This window comes from Fictibacillus barbaricus (assembly GCF_014635025.1).
Classification (GTDB): domain Bacteria; phylum Bacillota; class Bacilli; order Bacillales; family Fictibacillaceae; genus Fictibacillus; species Fictibacillus barbaricus.
Genome location: NZ_BMCE01000001.1, coordinates 1,644,228 through 1,663,959 on the forward strand (window position 1 = coordinate 1,644,228; position 19,732 = coordinate 1,663,959).

At 41.1% G+C, this 19,732-nt stretch carries 22 protein-coding genes and 1 other annotated feature; of the genes, 12 read left to right on the forward strand and 10 right to left on the reverse strand.

All coding sequences use genetic code 11. From position 1 onward, the window contains the following. Nucleotides 1–336: 336 nt before the first annotated feature. The 3 genes from namA to IEV52_RS08145 all read right to left on the reverse strand — a co-directional run bounded on the left by namA (nt 337) and on the right by IEV52_RS08145 (nt 2,465). Nucleotides 337–1,362, reverse strand: a complete 1,026-nt coding sequence (gene namA / locus IEV52_RS08135; protein WP_240460880.1) for an NADPH dehydrogenase NamA — start codon at nt 1,360–1,362, stop codon at nt 337–339. Nucleotides 1,363–1,415: 53 nt separating this feature from the next. Continuing rightward, nucleotides 1,416–2,180 (reverse strand): glycerophosphodiester phosphodiesterase, encoded by a 765-nt coding sequence (locus tag IEV52_RS08140; RefSeq protein WP_188401949.1) that lies wholly within the window; start codon nt 2,178–2,180, stop codon nt 1,416–1,418. A 105-nt stretch (nt 2,181–2,285) separates the two neighbouring features. Then, complete coding sequence (locus tag IEV52_RS08145; protein WP_188401950.1) at nt 2,286–2,465, reverse strand: hypothetical protein; 180 nt, start codon at nt 2,463–2,465, stop codon at nt 2,286–2,288. 137 nt (nt 2,466–2,602) lie between these two features. On the opposite strand from IEV52_RS08145, the gene IEV52_RS08150 reads away from it, so the two are divergent. Next, nucleotides 2,603–2,947: a DUF3889 domain-containing protein gene (locus IEV52_RS08150; RefSeq protein ID WP_188401951.1), complete on the forward strand. Its 345-nt coding sequence runs from the start codon at nt 2,603–2,605 to the stop codon at nt 2,945–2,947. Here the strand turns inward: IEV52_RS08150 and proC are convergent. After that, nucleotides 2,944–3,765: a pyrroline-5-carboxylate reductase gene (proC, locus tag IEV52_RS08155; protein ID WP_188402301.1), complete on the reverse strand. Its 822-nt coding sequence runs from the start codon at nt 3,763–3,765 to the stop codon at nt 2,944–2,946. The two genes, IEV52_RS08150 and proC, sit on opposite strands and share 4 nt — an antisense overlap. A 51-nt stretch (nt 3,766–3,816) precedes the next feature. After that, nucleotides 3,817–4,030: a binding site (T-box leader), on the reverse strand. 93 nt (nt 4,031–4,123) lie between these two features. Here proC and IEV52_RS08160 point away from each other — a divergent pair. Together IEV52_RS08160 and IEV52_RS08165 are read left to right on the forward strand one after the other, a co-directional pair. Further along, entirely contained in the window at nt 4,124–5,101 is a 978-nt protein-coding gene (locus IEV52_RS08160; RefSeq protein WP_188401952.1) for an MBL fold metallo-hydrolase, read from the forward strand. Then, nucleotides 5,098–5,889, forward strand: coding sequence for an SDR family NAD(P)-dependent oxidoreductase (locus IEV52_RS08165; RefSeq protein ID WP_188401953.1), 792 nt, complete (start codon nt 5,098–5,100; stop codon nt 5,887–5,889). Before IEV52_RS08160 ends, IEV52_RS08165 begins: the two co-directional genes overlap by 4 nt. A gap of 69 nt (nt 5,890–5,958) precedes the next feature. Here the strand turns inward: IEV52_RS08165 and IEV52_RS08170 are convergent, their stop codons facing one another. Continuing rightward, nucleotides 5,959–6,159, reverse strand: coding sequence for a YqzH family protein (locus tag IEV52_RS08170; RefSeq protein ID WP_188401954.1), 201 nt, complete (start codon nt 6,157–6,159; stop codon nt 5,959–5,961). Nucleotides 6,160–6,324: 165 nt separating this feature from the next. Here IEV52_RS08170 and IEV52_RS08175 point away from each other — a divergent pair, with 165 nt between their 5' ends. Both IEV52_RS08175 and IEV52_RS08180 read left to right on the forward strand, forming a co-directional pair. Then, complete coding sequence (locus tag IEV52_RS08175) at nt 6,325–7,581, forward strand: Y-family DNA polymerase (protein WP_188401955.1); 1,257 nt, start codon at nt 6,325–6,327, stop codon at nt 7,579–7,581. A gap of 15 nt (nt 7,582–7,596) precedes the next feature. After that, nucleotides 7,597–7,926 carry a YolD-like family protein gene (locus IEV52_RS08180; protein ID WP_188401956.1) on the forward strand — a complete coding sequence of 110 codons (330 nt, stop codon included), beginning with the start codon at nt 7,597–7,599 and terminating at the stop codon, nt 7,924–7,926. 164 nt (nt 7,927–8,090) lie between these two features. Here IEV52_RS08180 and IEV52_RS08185 read toward each other — a convergent pair whose 3' ends face one another. After that, nucleotides 8,091–8,822, reverse strand: a complete 732-nt coding sequence (locus IEV52_RS08185; protein WP_188401957.1) for a ZIP family metal transporter — start codon at nt 8,820–8,822, stop codon at nt 8,091–8,093. Between the two features lie 139 nt (nt 8,823–8,961). Here IEV52_RS08185 and IEV52_RS08190 point away from each other — a divergent pair, with 139 nt between their 5' ends. Then, nucleotides 8,962–10,356, forward strand: coding sequence for an N-acetylmuramoyl-L-alanine amidase (locus IEV52_RS08190; protein WP_229754217.1), 1,395 nt, complete (start codon nt 8,962–8,964; stop codon nt 10,354–10,356). 90 nt (nt 10,357–10,446) lie between these two features. Here IEV52_RS08190 and IEV52_RS08195 read toward each other — a convergent pair whose 3' ends face one another. Further along, nucleotides 10,447–10,695: an HPr family phosphocarrier protein gene (locus IEV52_RS08195; protein WP_188401958.1), complete on the reverse strand. Its 249-nt coding sequence runs from the start codon at nt 10,693–10,695 to the stop codon at nt 10,447–10,449. Nucleotides 10,696–10,788: 93 nt separating this feature from the next. Between IEV52_RS08195 and IEV52_RS08200 the strand changes: the two genes are divergently transcribed. Next, nucleotides 10,789–11,442, forward strand: coding sequence for a TVP38/TMEM64 family protein (locus IEV52_RS08200; protein WP_188401959.1), 654 nt, complete (start codon nt 10,789–10,791; stop codon nt 11,440–11,442). 3 nt (nt 11,443–11,445) lie between these two features. Here IEV52_RS08200 and IEV52_RS08205 read toward each other — a convergent pair whose 3' ends face one another. Then, nucleotides 11,446–11,706: an HPr family phosphocarrier protein gene (locus IEV52_RS08205; protein WP_188401960.1), complete on the reverse strand. Its 261-nt coding sequence runs from the start codon at nt 11,704–11,706 to the stop codon at nt 11,446–11,448. A 174-nt stretch (nt 11,707–11,880) separates the two neighbouring features. Continuing rightward, nucleotides 11,881–15,027 (reverse strand): efflux RND transporter permease subunit, encoded by a 3,147-nt coding sequence (locus IEV52_RS08210; protein WP_188401961.1) that lies wholly within the window; start codon nt 15,025–15,027, stop codon nt 11,881–11,883. 148 nt (nt 15,028–15,175) lie between these two features. Here IEV52_RS08210 and IEV52_RS08215 point away from each other — a divergent pair, with 148 nt between their 5' ends. Continuing rightward, complete coding sequence (locus tag IEV52_RS08215) at nt 15,176–15,721, forward strand: PadR family transcriptional regulator (protein WP_188401962.1); 546 nt, start codon at nt 15,176–15,178, stop codon at nt 15,719–15,721. 7 nt (nt 15,722–15,728) lie between these two features. Further along, entirely contained in the window at nt 15,729–16,067 is a 339-nt protein-coding gene (locus IEV52_RS08220; protein WP_188401963.1) for an iron-sulfur cluster biosynthesis family protein, read from the forward strand. Nucleotides 16,068–16,078: 11 nt separating this feature from the next. Here the strand turns inward: IEV52_RS08220 and IEV52_RS08225 are convergent, their stop codons facing one another. After that, entirely contained in the window at nt 16,079–16,984 is a 906-nt protein-coding gene (locus tag IEV52_RS08225; protein ID WP_188401964.1) for a hydroxymethylglutaryl-CoA lyase, read from the reverse strand. Nucleotides 16,985–17,129: 145 nt separating this feature from the next. Here IEV52_RS08225 and IEV52_RS08230 point away from each other — a divergent pair, with 145 nt between their 5' ends. The 3 genes from IEV52_RS08230 to IEV52_RS08240 are packed head-to-tail and all read left to right on the forward strand — an operon-like array spanning nt 17,130 to nt 19,706. Continuing rightward, the gene (locus tag IEV52_RS08230; RefSeq protein ID WP_188401965.1) at nt 17,130–18,329 is read left to right on the forward strand and encodes an acetyl-CoA C-acetyltransferase; all 1,200 of its coding nucleotides are present in this window, start codon (nt 17,130–17,132) and stop codon (nt 18,327–18,329) included. Nucleotides 18,330–18,343: 14 nt separating this feature from the next. Beyond that, entirely contained in the window at nt 18,344–19,036 is a 693-nt protein-coding gene (locus IEV52_RS08235) for a CoA transferase subunit A (RefSeq protein WP_188401966.1), read from the forward strand. Between the two features lie 16 nt (nt 19,037–19,052). Then, on the forward strand, nt 19,053–19,706 hold the full coding sequence (locus tag IEV52_RS08240) for a CoA transferase subunit B (RefSeq protein WP_188401967.1): 654 nt from the start codon (nt 19,053–19,055) through the stop codon (nt 19,704–19,706). Nucleotides 19,707–19,732 lie beyond the last annotated feature (26 nt).

Below are 19,732 nucleotides of genomic sequence, written 5' to 3' on the forward strand. Positions count from 1 at the left end.
CAAAACTGACCTCATCACATAAAGAATGAACCTTATCACATAAAAAATGAGCTCCAACACATAAAAAGAAGCTATCATCACATAATTTCAGATGTAATTCTAAAAAGTGTGCGTCTGAAAAAGACATACAAGTAAAATAGGGCACCATTTCACCCTTTAATTGGTGAAATGCTGCTTTTTTTATGGAACTACTATAAATTCCACAAAAAACATAGATAGTTCCATGGGTTTGTGCAATAAATCCACAAAATTTTGCCGTAGATCCGCGAACCTACAAACGTCGATTCATACACAGAAAAAGCTGGCTCTATCAAAAGAGCCAGCTTTAAGGGGCCGTTACCAACCACGTTCATATTGTTTCGGACTTTGAATATCTGTTCCTAGATCTTTCGCAGCAGATCGAGGCCAATATGGATCTTTTAAGAATTCACGGCCGATAAAGATTAGATCCGCTCGGTTGTTCTGCAGAATTTCTTCTGCCTGGCTGCCTGTTGTAATCAAACCAACAGCAGCTGTAGCGATTTCTGCTTCACCTTTAATCTTGTCTGCAAAAGGAACCTGATATCCGGGGAACGTATTAATTTTTGCGGGTACAACAGCTCCTGAACTGCAGTCGATCAGATCAACACCATCTTCTTTCATCCATTTTGCATAAATTACAAAATCTTCTGGTGTATTGCCTTCAGGATGGTAATCACTAGCTGAGATTCTCACAAACAGAGGACCGTCCCATTCAAGTCTTACTGAAGCAATAACCTCTTGCAAGAAACGATATCGGTTTTCCTGGCTGCCTCCATAAGAATCTGTTCGTCTATTCGAAAGCGGGGATAGGAACTCATTGATCAGATATCCATGGGCACCGTGTATCTCAATCACGTCAAAACCAGCTGTCTTTGCTCTTTTAGCAGCAGCTCTGAACTGATTTACAGTTTCTTCAATCTGTTGCAGCGTCATCTCTTCTGGTGTTTTCATCTTATCTGAAAACGCAATGGCAGACGGCGCGATGATCGGTCCATCAATCATTGCTTTCCGGCCAGCATGGGCAATCTGAATAGCTGCTTTAGAGCCGTTTTCCTGAATCGATTTTACAAGGTTCGCCAAATCCTCAACATGGCTGTCGTCCCAGATCCCCAGATCTTCCGCGCTGATTCTTCCTTGGGGACTCACAGCTGCTGCCTCTGTCATGATCAATCCTGTCTGGCCGACTGCTCTAGACGTATAATGCGTTACATGCCATGGCGTTACTCTGCCATCTTGTTCATAACAAGAATACATACACATAGGTGACATCACAATACGGTTCTTTAAAGTAACGTCACGAATGGTTAACGGCTGAAACAATAATGGTTGAATAATAAACATCTCCTTTTTTCTTTAAAAGAAATATCCCGTGTTCTGGTTCATTGTAAAACGTTTTACCACCATTTTTGAAGGAATTTGCTCTTCGTTTGTGGTGATTTACCGCTATACACTTCTTTTGCATGAATCGGATAGTCAGTAATAATAGCTTGTGTGCCCCATTCAAAAAAATAGCTCATCCATTTTGGACTGTTTACCGTATAAGGACGTACCGGTATATTGTTTTGTTTAAAGCCTTCCATAATGTATGGATGGAGAGACTTGTAGTGGGGGTGTGCGCTCTGGGAACAGACAGCTTTTACATATTCCCATGGTTCAAAAAGTCCTGAAGAATAAAGTGGAGCTGTTTCTATATAGCTATTCATCTTTCGGATCTTTACCAAGCTGTAATGATTAAATGAAGAGATAACCGTTCGTTCCTCCATCCCATAATGACGCAAGAGCTGCAATACCTTTTCTTCTAGACCGTCATATTCAATGATGTTGTTCTTTAATTCGATATTAAGAAGCATCGGAAGAGGAGCAATCCACTCTAATAGTTCTTGGAGAGAAGGAACAGGCTCACCAGCGAAGGTTTTTGAAAACCAGCTTCCTGCATCTGCCTTTGTAAGTTCGTTATATGCATAAGAAAAAACATTGCCTTTTTTATTCGTGGTCCGGTCTAATTTCTCATCATGAATGATAACAGGGATGCCGTCTTTTGAAAGCTGCACATCCAGTTCGATTCCATCTGCTCCATCTTGATAAGCTTTCTTAAATGCAGCCATTGTATTTTCAGGACAATCTTTACTGGAACCCCTGTGAGCAAAAATATAAGTCATGATCAATAGCTCCTTTCCAAACCAGATCTTAGATTAAAGTTAGTATAGGCGAAAATGAAACGGATTGGAAATGAAAGAAACCCTTCCTGATTAGGAAGGGAAAGTTTATTTTCTACGTTTGGTACGTTTCTTTTTTTCTTCTACTTTATGTTCTTCAACACTGGCCCCTTTTTCTGTCAGCCAGTGGATGAAAACAAGCTCTTTTTCTGTAAGAGATCGTTTTGTGAACTTTTCAAACTGAACGCGCAATTCAAGGTATCTTTGGGAAATTTCCGTTTCTGCCACATACATCCCTCCCTAAATCTAGCTCTACAATAAATGATAAAGACCAAGACAAGAGCTTGTCAATTTTTTCTAATCGTCAATTTCTGCAGAGAAATGTAAGGAATTGGAGCAAAATAACGAAAAGGAGTTGATAGGTTTTGAAGATCTCTATTAAATTACGTTCCCTGGTACTATCATGTTTTCTTCTATCTTCATTCACCCCGTCAGCGGTTCTGGCAGCACACCCAGGAATGCAAGAACCTGCTTATGCAAAATGGGGCAGACTCGCTATCTTTGAAACAGGAAAACGTTACCCTGATCACGACATTGTAGATTATTTATATGTTGGCCGATCAACCGCTCAAAATGAGGATATTGTCGAAAAGTTTAAGTTGTGGCTCAAGAAAGGCTCATCTGAAAAAGGAGTGATTGTGACCATCACTTTAACTCCAAGCGGTGTTTTTAAAAGTATTTCTTATCAAGAAACAGATCGGAAATCCTAATTCACACTACCTAACTCTTCTGATCGTTTGACCGCTTTTTTAATGCAGGCTAGGAAAGCATCTTGAACTTGGTATTGATCGAGCTTGCCGATTCCCGCCTCAGTTGTACCGCCAGGACTGGTCACCTTTTTTCTGAGCTCGATTGGGGATTCGGATGTTTGTTTAAGCATAAGAGATGCTCCTAGCAATGTCTGAGAAATTAGTGTTTTCGCTTCTTCATGCGAAAGGCTCAATTCTTCAGCAGCTTTTTGCATGGCTTCAGCCACATAATAGATATAAGCTGGACCGCTTCCAGAGAGTCCTGTTACGATATGAAGCTTTTCCTCTGGCACGAGTGTAACTGTTCCGATCGTCTCAAACAGTTCAAGGGATTTTTCTACATGTTCTGCTGTCGCGAACCTACCCGCAGATAGGGCAGTTGCTGAATGTCCAATAGCCGCTGATGTATTCGGCATGGCCCTGATGAGAGGATTTTCATTCTTGATCCATTCTGTAAGTGTATGTGTCGAGATACCTGCCATCACAGAAATAAGAAGCTGGTTCTTTCGAATAAATGGCTTGAGGCCTTTTACAGCATCCATAGCATCTTTTGGCTTTACTGCAAGAATGATGATATCTGCATCTGTGACGGCTTCTTCTATGGTCGATGCTGGCATTACGCCATATTTATAATGGAGTTCTTTGACCCGCTCTGTGTTATTTCGATTTTTAATCGTTATTAAATTTGCATTGCATTTTTTTGTTTTAATTAAACCTTCCATAATGGCCTCCGCCATTGCACCGGCCCCAATAAACGCTATTCTTTCTTTTTCCACAATAGATCCCTCCTCGAGTTTTTAAGTATAAAAAAACTCCCAGTCCAGTCCTAATCAAAGGACGGATGGGAGTGATCCGTGGTACCACCTTTATTGGCAAAATGATTTGCCCGCTCAAAACTGTCTCTATCGCAGAACTGCGCCAGGTTTCTCTGGATTGCTCCAGGGCAGGTTCGGCAATTCCTTTCCGGTGAAATCTTTCAGCCTATGGATTTCACTCTCTAAAATCGGGGGAAGATTGCTTACTGATCCCTTTCAACGCATTTTTATTGGCATAATTGGTATTTCTTTTATATTTTAAAAAACATTATGCTATGATTTCTATATGTATGTCAACTAGTTATTTTATTTGGAGGAAAAGATGACAAAACCATCCACCATTATCCCGATTACTCTTCCTACTCCATTTGATGTAGGTCCTGTCAACTGTGTCCTCCTAAAAGGGGATGCCGTTACACTTATTGATTCCGGTGCAAAGACCGAAGAAAGCAGAGAAGTTCTTCTTTCCTCGCTAAAGGAAAACGGAGTCACACTTGCAGATTTAGATCAATATATCTGTACACATTATCATCCAGATCATGCTGGTCTTTCAAAAGAGATCCAACAAGCAGGTGTTCAAACACTTATGCTTCAAGAAGCCGTTCCATATGTTAGCGGAAACAGTGAATTTATTGAATGGGGAGAATCATTCTATACAGAGCTATATCGTTCTTTTGGCGTACCCGATGCATTGGGAAGGCTAGAATTATTAAAGCTTCGAAAATACAGAACGTTCTCAGCTCCTTTTGTGCCAGACATCACACCGATGCCAGGGGATGCTGTGCTTGGTCATGAAGGATTCACTTTTCTAAAGACTCCCGGTCATGCACCAGATCACCTATCACTTTATAATGAGGAGCAAGGTATTATGATCGGCGGGGATGTCCTCTTGCCGCATATCTCATCCAACGCTCTTTTAGAACCCCCTGCATTAAATGACGCGGAACGGCCTAGAACACTGCTTCAGTACCGGGACACTCTTCACTATCTTTTAACTTTAAACTTGGGGTTGGTGTATCCTGGGCATGGCGAACCTTTTTCGAACGCTCATGATTTAATCAGAAAAAGACTTCAAGACCATCTGGAGCGCGCGAAAGCGATTGAACATTTATTAAGTGATGAGCCTTTAACCGTTTTTGAACTGTGTGCACGTCTTTTTCCGAAGGTATATGAAAAACAATTAGGATTAGTAGTATCAGAAGTTGCGGGACATCTTGACCTTCTTCATTCTGAATCAAGAGTTTCACATGATAAAGAGAATCATGTATTTTATTTTCGCAGAACGGGAGCTATACGATGAGTACACTCAAAGGTAAAGTGATCCTGATTACAGGAGCGTCTGGTGGACTGGGGGCCCACCTTGCTATGGATGTGGCTAAAAAAGGGGCTACTCCTATCTTGACCGCAAGAAGAGAAGAGCAATTAAAAGTGGTCCAGGATGCGATCCTAAAAGAGACAAATAGGATGGCCCCTTATTATATACTAGATGTTTCGAATCCTGACAGCGTAGATAAGGTTGTTTCCCAGATTTTGCAGGAGCATCAACGTATACATATTTTAGTCAACAATGCGGGTTATGGGATCTTCGAAGAGTTTGTTGAAGCACCTTGGAAGAATATCGAGGGGATGTTTTCAACCAATGTATTGGGACTGATGGCCTGTACGAGAGCTGTTCTGCCCCATATGCTTCAAAAGGGAAGCGGGCATATCATAAATATTGCTTCTCAAGCCGGTAAGATTTCAACACCAAAATCAAGTGTGTATGCTGCTACAAAACATGCTGTACTAGGGTTCTCGAACGGGCTGCGCCTGGAAGTGGCACATAAAGGTGTTGATGTAACAACTATCAATCCAGGACCGATCGCGACTGATTTCTTCACGCTGGCTGATCAGTCAGGCAATTATGTGAAAAACGTCCAAAAACTGATGCTGCGGCCTTCCCGTGTTTCAGAAAAAATCGTTAAAGCGATGGAACGTCCCGTACGTGAGATCAACTTGCCGTGGTGGATGAACGTAGGGAGCACCATGTATCAAGTGATGCCAAAATTAATTGAAACGCTAGGCGGAAAATCATTCCGCCAAAAATAAAGCAACCATAATAACATTATGTAAACTATCGAGCGAAACAGGTCCTGTTCTTAGAGGCAGAGCCTGTTTTTATTTTGTTGTGAAATACTCATAAACCACATCTTGGATAATAGTGTATATGGCTTCCTCCTGATCGGTCTCACTCATCTGCCCTAGTATTTTTGTCTCGAGTTCAGTCCATTCTTCTTCTGTTAATATGCAGTCTTCTTCTTCCCATAAATAATTTTTTAAGGTCTGCAGGATCATTTTCCTTAACAATGAGCGGTTCATGATTTTCACCCTTTCTTTCCTTATAAATCCTAGACTTTTGGAATAAAAACGTCAATCTGCAAAATTTGCTGAAAAAATTACCATTGTTATAGGAACATACATTCGGTTAAAATGGGTATACATATAAAGAACAGATGTTCGTAATATTGAAGGAGGTTGTGACAAATGGACTATGATGAAATGCCGAAGCGTACCATCCTGTGCATGGATATGAAGAGTTTTTATGCAAGCTGCGCAGCTGTACGCTTAGGGTTAAATCCGCTGACGTGTCATTTGGCAGTAGTGGGGGATACAGAGAGGCAGGGCAGTGTCGTTCTGGCTGCATCTCCGCGTCTAAAAGCTGATTTCGGCATCCGGACAGGAAGCAGGCTGTTTGAGATCCCGAAAAATAAAGGCATCATGATCGTAAACGCACAAATGGCTTTTTTCCTAGAGAGATCGATGGAAATCACGAAACTGCTGCATCGTTATGTCCCGCCTGAATCCATCCACACATACAGCGTAGATGAAAGTTTTCTTCAAGCAGATGGAACAGAAAAATTATGGGGAAGCGCACAAGATCTTGCAGAACGGATTCGCCGGGATATTTGGAGAGAGTTCGGATTACCGTGCGCGATTGGAATCGGTCCGAACATGCTCATGTCAAAGCTTTGTCTTGATCTTGAGGCAAAGAAAAAAGGCGTAGCCGAGTGGAGATACGAGGACGTAGAGACTAAACTTTGGCCGCTGGCTCCCCTTAGCAAGATGTGGGGAATCGGATCCCGAGTGGAGCGGGCGCTGAACAGGATGGGAATCGTGACGGTCGGTGATCTGGCGCACTATCCGCCCGAACTTTTAGAGAAAAAGTTCGGCATCATGGGAAGTCAGCTCTACTACCATGCATGGGGAGTGGATCTGTCTGAAATTGGTGCTCCTATTATGCAGGGACAGATCAGTTACGGGAAAAGTCAGATCTTACTCAGGGATTACACAGACTTAAACGAGATCAAACATGTCATTTTAGAGATGTGTGAAGAGGTGGCGAGGCGTGCAAGAAGGGCAAGAAAAGCAGGAAGAACGGTCAGCTTTGGCTTAGGATACAGCAAGGATGAAGGCGGAGGAGGCTTTTACCGGTCCAAGACGATCGACCAGCCATCCAATATCACGATGGAGCTTTACGGAGTCTGCCTCGAGTTGCTTCAAACCTTTTACCAGGGAGAGACGGTAAGAAAGATCTCCATTACTCTTTCCAACGTGTGTGAGGATACGGAAACACAGCTCACTTTGTTTTCTTTAGATCATCCACAAAAAAGAAAAATCGGCTATGTGATGGATGATATCAGGCAAAAATACGGATCTAACTCTCTTTTGCGGGCGGTTTCTTATACAAAAGGAGGAACAGCTTTATACAGAAGCCGTCTATTAGGCGGACATAAGGCTTAAGGAGGGGGAAGAACAGTGATTCGTGACAGAGGAACCATTAAGTGGACGGCAATGATGCTGCCAGAACACGTCAAAATGCTGAGAGACCATCAAGACGGTCTGGATTACGGAAGAAAACCCGAACTAGATGAACAAAAATATGAAGAATTTAATGAGGCGATCTGTATCGCGATGGAGGAGAATCACACACTGAAGTTTACGTATTTTGAAAGAGGAAGAAGTGCTGAAATAAAAGGCCGTGTTCACTACGTGGATGAATTTAAAAAGGAACTGCGCGTGATGGATGAAGCAGACAGAGTGCATATCCTTAAGGTGACAGATATTATGGATATTGAATTCACATAAAAGCGGCTCGCAGCAAAAGGATAACGGATTTGTCCTTTTGCTGCCGGTCTGTTTTTGCGGAGCGGATCTATCTAGATATTTGCTGGATTACCAAGTTTGTACATAAGTTTGATTATCATCACATTAAAAAAAACTGGCCGAATTTACTGAACCAGCTTTTTTCATCATCCGAAAATCTGTATTAAGTAGATCATGATCAACAACCCGGCAATAAAAGATAAGGTCGCTGAACGGGCGTGGCCATCGCCATGGCTTTCTGGGATAAGCTCTTTATAAACGATAAAAAGCATAGCACCAGCAGCAAAAGAAAGGCCATAAGGTACAAGGTTCTCAACATATGAAGTCAAGATAAACCCTAGCATCGCCGTTACGATTTCAACCGCTCCTGTTAACGTCGCAATAATGAAGGCTTTTACTCTGTTCATATTTTGTTGAATCAAAAAGAGCGCAACAAGCATCCCCTCTGGTGCGTTCTGAAGTCCGATCGCAAACGCAATCAAACCGCCTAGCGCATTATTATCACTCGCATAACTGACACCAACAGAAAGCCCTTCAGGCAAGTTGTGCAACGTGATGGCAGCGATCACGAGAAAAGCTTTAGCGTCAATGCCTTTGAAAATTTTAGAATGATCTAAATCAACATGCGGAACGAACCTTTCTAAAAGTAACAGTGTCAAGGTACCAAGGATGATACCGATTGTAAGAACGGTTAAGCTTGATAATTTTAAAGCTTGTGGAATCAAACTAAAAGTAGATGCAGCGACCATGATGCCTGCTGTAAGGGCAAGTAAAATGTCGCGGAACCGGTGTGTAACCTGTGACCAGAAGAGAACAGGCAAAGCACCAAACCCGGTTGCTAATGCAGATAAAACACTTCCTAATAAAGCAGCTTCCATTCAGTTACCCACCTTAGTCAAATATCCATTTTCTTAAAAATGGTCATATGGCTCTTTTAGTATACCGCCTTTTCCTTTTTAATAGAAGTAAGCACGTTTTAAGCGTGTTTTTTAAACGGAAGAATAAGAAGGTGACAACTTGAAAGTTATTATAATTGACCCGGGCCATGGAGGAAATGATCCAGGCGCGGTGAATAAAGATAATTTTGAAAAGGCATATAACCTGACAATCGCAAAGAAAGTTCAATCTTATCTTCAAGCAGACTATGAAGCTACGGTAATTTTGACGCGTACAGCTGACACGGCATTATCGTTAGATGCAAGAACAGATTTAGCAAACAGAAACAATGCAGATCTGTATGTGTCCATACACCAGAACAGCGGTGGTGGAGAAGGCTTTGAGAGCTACGTATATCCAAGTGCTGGAGCTGAAACAAGAAGGATTCAAAATGCTATACATGTACCGACTGCAGCAGTAATGACGAAATACGGTGCTAGAAATAGAGGAGAAAAACAGGCGAATTTTCATGTCCTCCGTGAGACCAAAATGCCTGCTGTCTTATTAGAAGTTCTATTTTTAGATAACGAGAAGAATATCGCCCTTTTAAAAAGAGAAGACTTTCAAAACGAAGTATCTAGGGCGATCGCCACAGGTATAGCCCAGGGTCTTTCACTCAAAAAAAAGCAGCCACAAACAAAAGGGGACTTTGCCGTTATCGCAGGTGCATTCGAACAAAAGCAAAATGCAAGTGATAGAGCCGCTTTTTTGGCAAATCAAAAGATTACAACATTTATAGATGAGGTATTAATAGGAAATAAAACCTATTACAGAGTACAAGCCGGAGCTTTTCAAGAAAGGTTGAATGCTGAGAACTTTGTCAGGAAGATTCGTTCTTTAGGCGTACCAGATGCATATGTCCTCGTAAAAGATGAAATTGCTGCTCCAGCGCCGGCACCGAATCCGCCGGCACCACTACCTCCAGATCCAGCACCTCCTAAAGGGCTGACGATTGAAGGGGAAACATTATTGTCTGCGGTTGAGATGGAGAGGGTTGTTCAAAAGGTAAATCCGAGCGCGCCATCATTAGCAGCTCTTTATGAGCAGATTGGACAAGTGTACGGAATAAGAGGAGATGTCGCGTACGCTCAAGCTATACATGAGACAGGGTATTTCCGCTTTCAGGGCAGTGTCAAGGCCTCTCAGAACAACTTTGCCGGAATCGGAGCAACGGGTAAGAATGAATCAGCAGTGTTCCGCACACCACAAGAAGGCGTATTAGCGCATATTCAGCACTTGTTTGCATATAGTTCCACAAAACCGTTACCACCGCAATATCCTCTTGTTGACCCTAGGTTTCAACTCGTACAAAGGGGAAGTGCAATAACCTGGGCACAGCTAAATGGGAAATGGGCTGTGCCGGGAACAACGTACAGTACTATGATATTTGAAATATACAAAAAGATGCTTGTTGATACGAAAACATCGCTTCAGGCAAGAATCAATACATTCAACACAAGACTAAATGAATTATAAAAAGCCGGTTTTATCTACCGGCTTTTTCTAGTTATGAGGAAAATTAGCCAAAAAGGAATGAGATATTATAAAATAATAGCGAAATACCTCCTAAGATTTGCAGCTTGCAAATAGTCCTGAAGCAAGTATTCTTTCTTTCAGCTGAGTACTTGGTGGATCACAAATAATTTCGATCGGTTCATCCGGATAGATGGATAGTGCAATAATACCTAAAAAGCTCTTCCCATCAGCTGTCCGATCTCCTTTTTTAATATAGATCGATTCTTTGAAGCTGCCGGTTAGTTCAACGAGTTTGGCAGCACGCTCTGCATATATAGGTGCAGTTGCTTTTACGATCATTATAAATAACCTCCTTTGCCAATCACACTATGTATGGATATGTGCAGAAGAAGGAAAAATGCTTACTAAATGAATAATTTTATGGAGGAGAAAATGAAATTTACAAAAAAGTGGCTATTCATCGCCTTTTTTGTGGTGATCATAATGGTCTTGATTCTTTGGCTGCAAAAAAACTATAAAGGATTTAGTCCTGAAGAATTTAGAAATTGGATCTTACGGTGGGGATGGGTAGCACCGTTTATCTTTGTTGTACTCTATACCTTGAGGCCATTTGTGTTATTTCCATCTTCCATTTTTGCTATTACAAGCGGCTTATCTTTTGGTTTTTATTGGGGATGTTTATATACATATCTTGGATCGCTAGGGGGAGGACTCCTAACCTATTATGCGATTAACCGTTTTGGCCGGTTTAAAAAGAATAAACAATGGAAAAATGAAAAGTACGAGAAAGTCCGAAGCAAAATAGAAAGAGAAGGGTTTCGTTATGTTCTGTTATTGAGATTGTTACCGGTATTAAATTATGATCTTGTAAGTTATCTAACTTCATTAACTAAGGTAAAGTTCAAGGATTATGCGATGGCAACAGCGATCGGCATCATTCCCGGTACAATCGCTTATACCTATCTGGGTACTTCCATGACATCAGGAAGCAAGGAAGTCATATGGATCGGAACAACCTTGCTTTTTGTAATTATAGGTTTGCCTCTTGTCTTTAAGAAAAAGATGAAGGCGAAGGTAGGTTTATAAAAGTTAAGAAACAAGTTCTTTTGTGATTAGGCTCATGGCAGACTCTGCATCCGAACCTTCAAAAATATAAAGGAATGAATCTCCTTCTTTTAGTGTTAAAAAGAACGATACAAGCTGAGATAATCCAGAAGCTTTAACAGTTATGCCGTCTTTGCATAAGAAGAGCTGACTATTAATCTTTTTAGCAGATTGCATAATTTCAATTGCTTTATTAACTGTATATTTTGCTGTTACTTTTACTTTTCGTGAGCAGATTTGTTTCATATGAATTAGCCTCCTGAAATGTATGATTGCTTGATTGCTGATATATTTCCCATAAGTAAGCAGGACAAAACAGGGTCTTTAGTCCTAATGTGCCATTTTGAAAAGAAGATCGAAGTAAAAAAGAGTACCGACGCCAAAAATGGCAGCAGTACTCTTTTTTATTTATGAAGAATATTACTTTGCTTTTTCACGCTTTGCCTGTCTTCTAAAGAACAGTTCATATAGAACAGGCACGATGATCAATGTTAAAAGGGTAGAAGTCGTAAGTCCACCGATTACAACAATCGCGAGTCCCTTAGAAATCAATGTTCCGGAGGATGTAGTCAATGCAAGCGGAATTAATGCTGCAATGGTAGCGAACGCTGTCATTAAGATCGGTCTTAAGCGGGTTTTACCAGCTTCTAGAAGCGCTTCCCGGACTGGCATTCCTTTTTTATCACGGTTCTGTCCAATCCGGTCAACGAGTACGATGGCATTCGTTGTAACGATGCCAATCAGCATCAGTATTCCGATCATAGCACTTACAGAAAGTGGTTCATTGATCAAATATAGACCACCGATCGCTCCGACAGGAACAAATAAGAGAGAGGAAAGGATGATAAACGGTATACGTGCACGACCGAATGTAATCAGCATCGTTAAGTAAACGAGACCGATAGCAACAATCATCGCTAACCCTAAATCTTTAAACGTATCCATTGTTTCTTCGCTTCCTCCACCGCCGTCAGTCGAAACAGAAGATGGAAGATCAACGTTATCTTCAACGCCTTTAATAACATCTTGAGTAACCTTTTGAACATTGTCTCCTTTAACTTGTGCAGAGACTTGAGCATAAATTTTACCCTCTAATTTTTGAATCCCGGTAACTGTTTCTTTTTCAGATACATCTGCAACGTCTGAAATCTTTACAGGACCAGTTGTGCCAAAAACAGTTAGGTCTTTAATCTCATCAAGTGATTTTACAGATTCTTCATACTCGACCTTAACGTTCTTTTGAGCTCCATCTAAAGTAAGTTCACCTACTTCAACCGGCTTTGTTACATCAGAGACAGCGCCTAAAATGGCAAACCCTGATACACCTTTTTCAGCCGCTTTTTCTGTATCGATGGAAACAGCCCATTGCTTTTGTGTATCTTTAAAGTTGTTTGAAACATATTTGATTGAATCGAGGGTCTTCATGTATTCTTCCACCTGGCCGGCGGCTTTTTGAAGATCCTCTAAGTTATTAGAATACAGATCGATATTTACTTCATTATTTGCCGGAGGTCCGCCGCTTGAAACTTCTTGTAAGCTGATCACTGTTCCTTCGGCTTTTTCATCTGTAATCTCTTTAATGTCTTTTTCAAGTTCTTTTAATTCTGTTTCAACATTTGCTTCTTTTTTCAGATTTACAAAATAGTTTGCTACGTTCTGACGTTTCAGGCCTGTTTGGAAATCACGGGAACCTATGCCTGCTGTAACATCCCTTATCGTATCTCGTTCTGCTAGATAATCCTCAACCTCAAGTGAGATCTCATTCGTCTTTGTAACATTTGTACTTGCAGGCAGTTCAACATTGACGGTTAATGTTTTTTGTTCTTCATTTGGAAGGAAAACCATTCCAAGCTTTGAAGCAAGGAAGAATGATCCTCCAAGGAGAATAAATGATGTAAACAGAACAAGGAACTTATGGTTAAGAGATGCTTTGATGAGCTTTTCGTAACCACGCTGCAATGGTCCATCGTTCTTCTCTGGTTTTACTCTCTTAAACGCATATTTTGCAAGGATTGGAACAATCGTAATAGCAACGATCAATGATGCCAGCAACGCAAAGACAACTGTTAAGGCAAACGGCAAGAAGAACTCGCCCGTTATACCGCCAACAAGACCGAGCGGTAAAAATACAACTACTGTTGTAATGGTTGAAGAGACGATCGCTTTTAGGATCTCACGTGTTGAATCGATGATCAACTCATCCCGATCGTAAACACCATCTGCTTTTCTGATCCTTCTAAAAATATTTTCAATAACAACGATGCTATCATCTACAACCCGGCCGACCGCAACAGCCATTCCGCCTAATGTCATAATATTTAATGTAATATCAAGACGGTCTAGGAAGATCGCTGAAACGAGCAGTGAGAGCGGGATAGAAATGATCGCAATAATAGTCGCTCTAAAATTACGAAGAAAGATCAGAACCGCCAATGAAGCGAATAGGGCTCCGAACAGACCTTCTTTAACAAGCGTGTTTACGGAATCTTTGATGCCTTCAGCCTGACCGAATCCAATCGCGTAATTCAGTTTATCATCGTATTTTTCTTTATCCAGCACTTCAATAACTTTTTCAGCTACTTCTACTGTGTTCGCATCTTGTTTTTTTGTTACCGCCATAGAAAGTGAAGACTTCTGGTTATATCTTGTAATTTCACTTACATCGTCTGTTTCTTTTACTTCAGCAATGTCACCAATTTTTAAGCTTGCTTTCGCTTGTATTTGTGAAGGAGCTCCTTGGCCGCCTAATGTTTCGGGACCGCCAGCTCCGCCTGGTGCCCTATTGCCTTCCGTACTCCCGGCACCGTCTGGAGCTTGAGTCAATGCACCTTGGCTGTTTGAAATCGTGATTTCTTTTAATTCAGAGACTGTATCAACTGCTTCTTCAACACGAACGGGAACCGTAAGAGAGTCATCAGTTACTGTTCCTGCAGGGAAGGAGAGATCACGGCTGTTGATCGCTTCTTTTACTGAGTTTAATGTTACGCCGGCCGCTTTTGCTTTCTCACGGTCTAATGTAATGGAAACGAAGGTTTCTTTTACCCCGCCTACTGAAACGTTGTTAACACCTTGGATCTTTTTAAGCTCTGGAACCAATTCGTCATTTACAAACCCTTGAATATTTTCTCCTTCTTTTTCAGGGAATAAAGAGATATTATAAATGGGTATCGTACCGAAAGAAAAACGGCTAACTTCAGGTTCTACATCCTCAGGAAGATCGGTTTCTGAAACGATGGATTTCACTTGATCTTCAACCTCATCCATGTCTGCAGTAAACGGAAAGTCCATACTTATGATCGAAACACTTTCAAGTGAAGAGCTCTTTACCGTTTTTACATCTTCAACTTGTTTTAATAGAGTCTCCAGCTTGTCTGTCACTTGTTCGTTGACATCTTCAGGTGATGCCCCAGGATAAACAGTTTGAATGGTCAATTGTGGAAACTCAACATTTGGGAGCAAATCCACTTTTAAGTTAGTGAACGAGAAAACCCCGCCAACGATGAGTAAAAATGAAAAAATAAAGATAGCTGCCGGGTTTTTTAGACTAAATCTAGTTAACCAGTTCATTGTTTCCTCTCCTGCCTATTATGTTTCATATGTGTATTTTCACTTATGTTTATCTATAATATAATAAATGAATAAGATTTATTTCAAGTTATATGGATAAAAAATATGTTACAATGCAAAACAGTACAGGTAGAAAGAAGGGTAACAAATGGCGTTAAGGTATGCGCTGTTAGGTTTATTGGCGAAAAATGAAGCGACAGGATATGAGCTTACGCAGCAATTTAAAGAAACAGTTATTCATTTTTGGACAGCCCATCATACTCAGATTTATCGTGAACTTTTGAAAATGGAAGAAGAAGGCTTAACTCATTCTAAGACTGTCCAGCAAAGTGATTATCCGGATAAAAAAATATATACGATTACAGATAAAGGGTTTGAAAAGCTGCTCGAATGGATGCTCAACAAGCCTGTAAGTGTTCCAAAGCTAAAAGATGATCTTTTATTAAGGGTCTCGATGTTTCACTTTATTCCTGCAGAAAAAGCGATTGCTTTTTTAGAAAAAAGTAAGGAACACCATCAAATGGGACTTATGATGACAAAGAAATGGCAGGATGAACATTTTCCCGAAGGCAGGTATGGTCAAAACGAACTCGGTGAGTATTTAACGAGTGAGTATGGCATTCGATACATGGAGAGCTGGTTATCCTGGTGTAACTGGGCCATAAAGGTATTGAAAAAGAAAGGTGTGTCTTAATTAAAGGATGGATATCATTTTTACAGATAGAGCATTAGCACGGCTGCAAAATAAGACAGAAGGAAAAGAAGGATATATAAAATTAAAGCATGATACGGAAGGTTGTGGATGTGTCGTTAGCGGAGTGGCTGCGATCTGGCTTATTGATCAGCCGGAGGAAAACGATACGAAGGTAAAGACAAACGGTCCTGATCTTTATCTGGACTATAACACGGAGGTTTTCTTTGATGAAAAAATGACGATCGATGCTCCTCGGGGCAATCACTTTTCATTAAAAAGTCCAAGTGAGATCTTGAACCATTCCATGAAATATTATGATAAAACGAAACTAAACACGGGCCGTTAAGCCCGTGTTTTTTAATGTTGAGGAACACTCCGCATTAATTGAAATTGTTTGCTTGCAACAGGCTTAGAAAGAAGAGGAGAAATGTATGCAGCGGCTTCTAACAATTTATCCAGATGAATACCTGTTGAGATTCCCATTTGAGAAAGCATATAGACCACATCTTCTGAAGCCACATTACCAGTAGCGCCTGGTGCAAAAGGACAGCCGCCAAGTCCGCCTGCAGATGTGTCAAAACGGTCTATTCCTGCCTGTAAACTAGCAAATATATTGGCTAGCGCCATCCCGCGGGTATCGTGGAAATGAGCAGTCAGCAAAGTTGTAGCACGCAGATGATGCTTTAATAGTGTAAACAGTTCATAGCACTCTGATGGATTTGCCATGCCGATTGTGTCAGCAACACTCAGTTCGTCTACACCCATATCCTCAAATTCCTGGCAAACCTTCAGCACATCTTGTTCATCGATCTTTCCTTCGAACGGACAATAGAAACTGGTAGAGATACAAGCTCTTACAAAATATCCTTTGCGTTTTAGATCATCAATAAGCGGCCTTAGTTCATTCATGCTTTCTTCTGTTGTTTTATTAATGTTTTTTTTGTTAAACGTATCACTTACACCCACGAACACCGCAATATGTTTCACGCCTGATCCAATGGCTAGATCAATCCCTTTTTTATTAGGTGCAAGAACAAAATTTCGAGAATCATCCAAACAGTTCTCGAGAACGATTGAGGCGTCCTGCATTTGAGGAACCCACTTTGGTGAAACAAATGAAGTCAGTTCCATCTCTTGAAAACCTGCATTTTTCAACAGCGAAATAAATTCGATCTTATTATTTGCAGGTATAAGATTTTTTTCATTCTGAAGTCCGTCCCGCGGTCCAACTTCAATTAGTGTGACTCTCTCAGGTAAGTCCACCTTTTAATAACCCCTTTCTTGAAAGCGTTTTCCTTAGTTTATTGTAACGAATTAAAAACGTGAGTTGCAACACATTTCAATAAATATGGTATGATAAAAAGGAATTTTCAGAAATTTTAGGAGTTTAATGAGGAGGAGACTAAGAATGGTTTCAAGAGAGAGAGATGCCGTTATTGTAAGCGCTGTCAGAACGCCGATCGGAAGTTTCATGGGAAGTTTTAAGACGGTTTCTGCGACAGAACTAGGAGCAATTGCCATTAAAGACTCATTAAAGAAAGCAGGAGTTCCACATGATTCAGTAGATGAAGTGATCATGGGAAACGTACTGCAAGCAGGACTTGGTCAGAATCCTGCACGTCAGGCTGCCATTAAAGCTGGGCTGCCAAATGAAGTATCAAGTATGACGGTGAATAAAGTTTGTGGCTCAGGGTTAAAAGCCCTTCATCTAGCATGCCAAGCGATCTGGCTGAACGAAGCGGATACAATCGTTTGCGGTGGTATGGAAAACATGAGCCAAGCTCCTTATCTATTGAACGGAGCAAGAGATGGTCTTCGTATGGGGAACGCACCAATGGTCGATTCGATGATCCAAGATGGCCTGTGGTGTGCGTTTGGCGATTATCATATGGGAATTACAGCTGAAAATCTATGTGAAACACATTCTTTATCTCGTGAAGAACTGGATGAATTTTCAGCTGAAAGCCAAAGAAAGTGTGCCGAAGCACAAGAACAAGGAAAATTTGATGATGAGATCACTCCGGTGGAGATCCCTCAGCGCAAGGGTGATCCCGTAATAATAGATAAAGATGAATATCCAAAACCTACCTCTACCGTTGAAAAATTAGGCAAGTTAAGACCTGCCTTTAAAAAAGAAGGAATGGTAACTGCAGGTAATGCTTCAGGCATCAATGACGGTGCAGCTGCACTTGTTGTGATGAGCAGAAAGAAAGCAGAAGAACTGGGATTAAAACCGCTTGCTGTCGTTAAAGCAAATGCGAGTGCTGGTGTTGCTCCAGAAGTGATGGGAATCGGTCCTGTTGAAGCTGTAAAGAAAGTGTTGAAAAAAGCTGAACTAGAGATGAAAGATTTAGATCTTGTAGAAGCAAACGAAGCATTTGCAAGCCAATCACTGGCTGTTGGCAAAGATCTAGAGTTTGATAAAGAAAAACTTAATGTGAACGGTGGAGCTATTGCGCTAGGACATCCAATCGGAGCCAGCGGTGCCAGAATTGTAGTTACCCTGCTCCATGAGATGAAACGAAGAAATTCAAAAAGAGGTCTTGCAACGCTCTGTATCGGTGGAGGCCAAGGTGTAGCATCAATCTTTGAAAACGAAGAGGCGTAAAAGGAGAGATAACTATGAAACCAATATTGAATTCAGCACTTGAAGCTGTAGAGGACATTAAAGACGGATCGACCCTGTTGGTTGGTGGGTTTGGATTAGTTGGAATCCCTGAAAACTTAATCCTTGCTCTGGTTGAAAAAGGAACGAAAGATCTTACAGTTATCTCGAACAATTGCGGTGTAGATGACTGGGGTCTGGGGTTATTGTTAAAAAACAAACAGATCAAAAAGATGGTCGGATCTTATGTTGGTGAGAACAAAGAGTTTGAAAGACAAGTATTATCCGGTGAAATAGAAGTAGATCTAATCCCTCAAGGAACACTTGCTGAGAGAATCAGAGCAGGCGGAGCAGGAATTCCTGCATTCTACACACCAGCAGGGGTAGGGACTCCGATTGCAGAGGGGAAAGAAACACGTACGTTTAACGGGAAAGAATATTTGCTTGAAGAAGGAATTGTTGCTGATTTCAGCTTGATCCGTGCGGCTAAAGGTGATAAAGCTGGCAATCTTATCTATAACAAAACAGCCCGTAACTTTAACCCGATGATCGCAGCGGCTGGCAAAGTAACGATAGCTGAAGTAGAAGAAATGGTGGAGATCGGCGACCTGCACCCGGATTACATACATACACCAGGTGTATATGTACAAAAGATGATCGTAGGAACACAAGAAAAACGCATCGAGCGTTTAACGGTAAAACAAGGGTAAGAGGAGGGAAACCATAATGAATATTAGAGAAAGAATCGCAAAGAGAGCAGAGAAAGAAATTGAATCAGGGTTCTATGTAAATTTAGGTATTGGGATGCCTACAATGGTTGCAAACTTTATCTCAGATAATAAAGAGGTTGTGCTGCAATCAGAAAACGGTCTTTTAGGAATTGGACCATATCCACTTGAAAGTGAAGTAGATCCTGATCTTATCAATGCGGGGAAAGAAACCGTAACAGCTATAAAAGGAGCTTCCTATTTTGACAGTTCGGAGTCTTTTGCGATGATCCGCGGAGGTCATATCGATATTGCGATTCTAGGTGGGATGGAAGTTTCAGAGAACGGCGACTTAGCAAACTGGATGATTCCTGGGAAGATGATAAAAGGAATGGGCGGTGCAATGGATTTAGTGCATGGCGCTAAGAAAATTATTGTTATTATGGAACATGTAAACAAAGCCGGAGACAGTAAGATATTAAAGCAATGTCAGCTTCCGTTAACAGGTAAAGGTGTCGTTGAACGAATCATAACGGACCGTGCCGTTATGGATGTTTCAGATCAAGGGCTAGTCTTAAGAGAAGTAGCGGAAGGCTACACAGTTGATGATGTCCTAAAATCAACCGAAGCAAAGCTCATTGTTTCAGAAGATGTGAAACTGGACGCTTATTAAAAAAACAAGGCCTTTATTCTTTAATG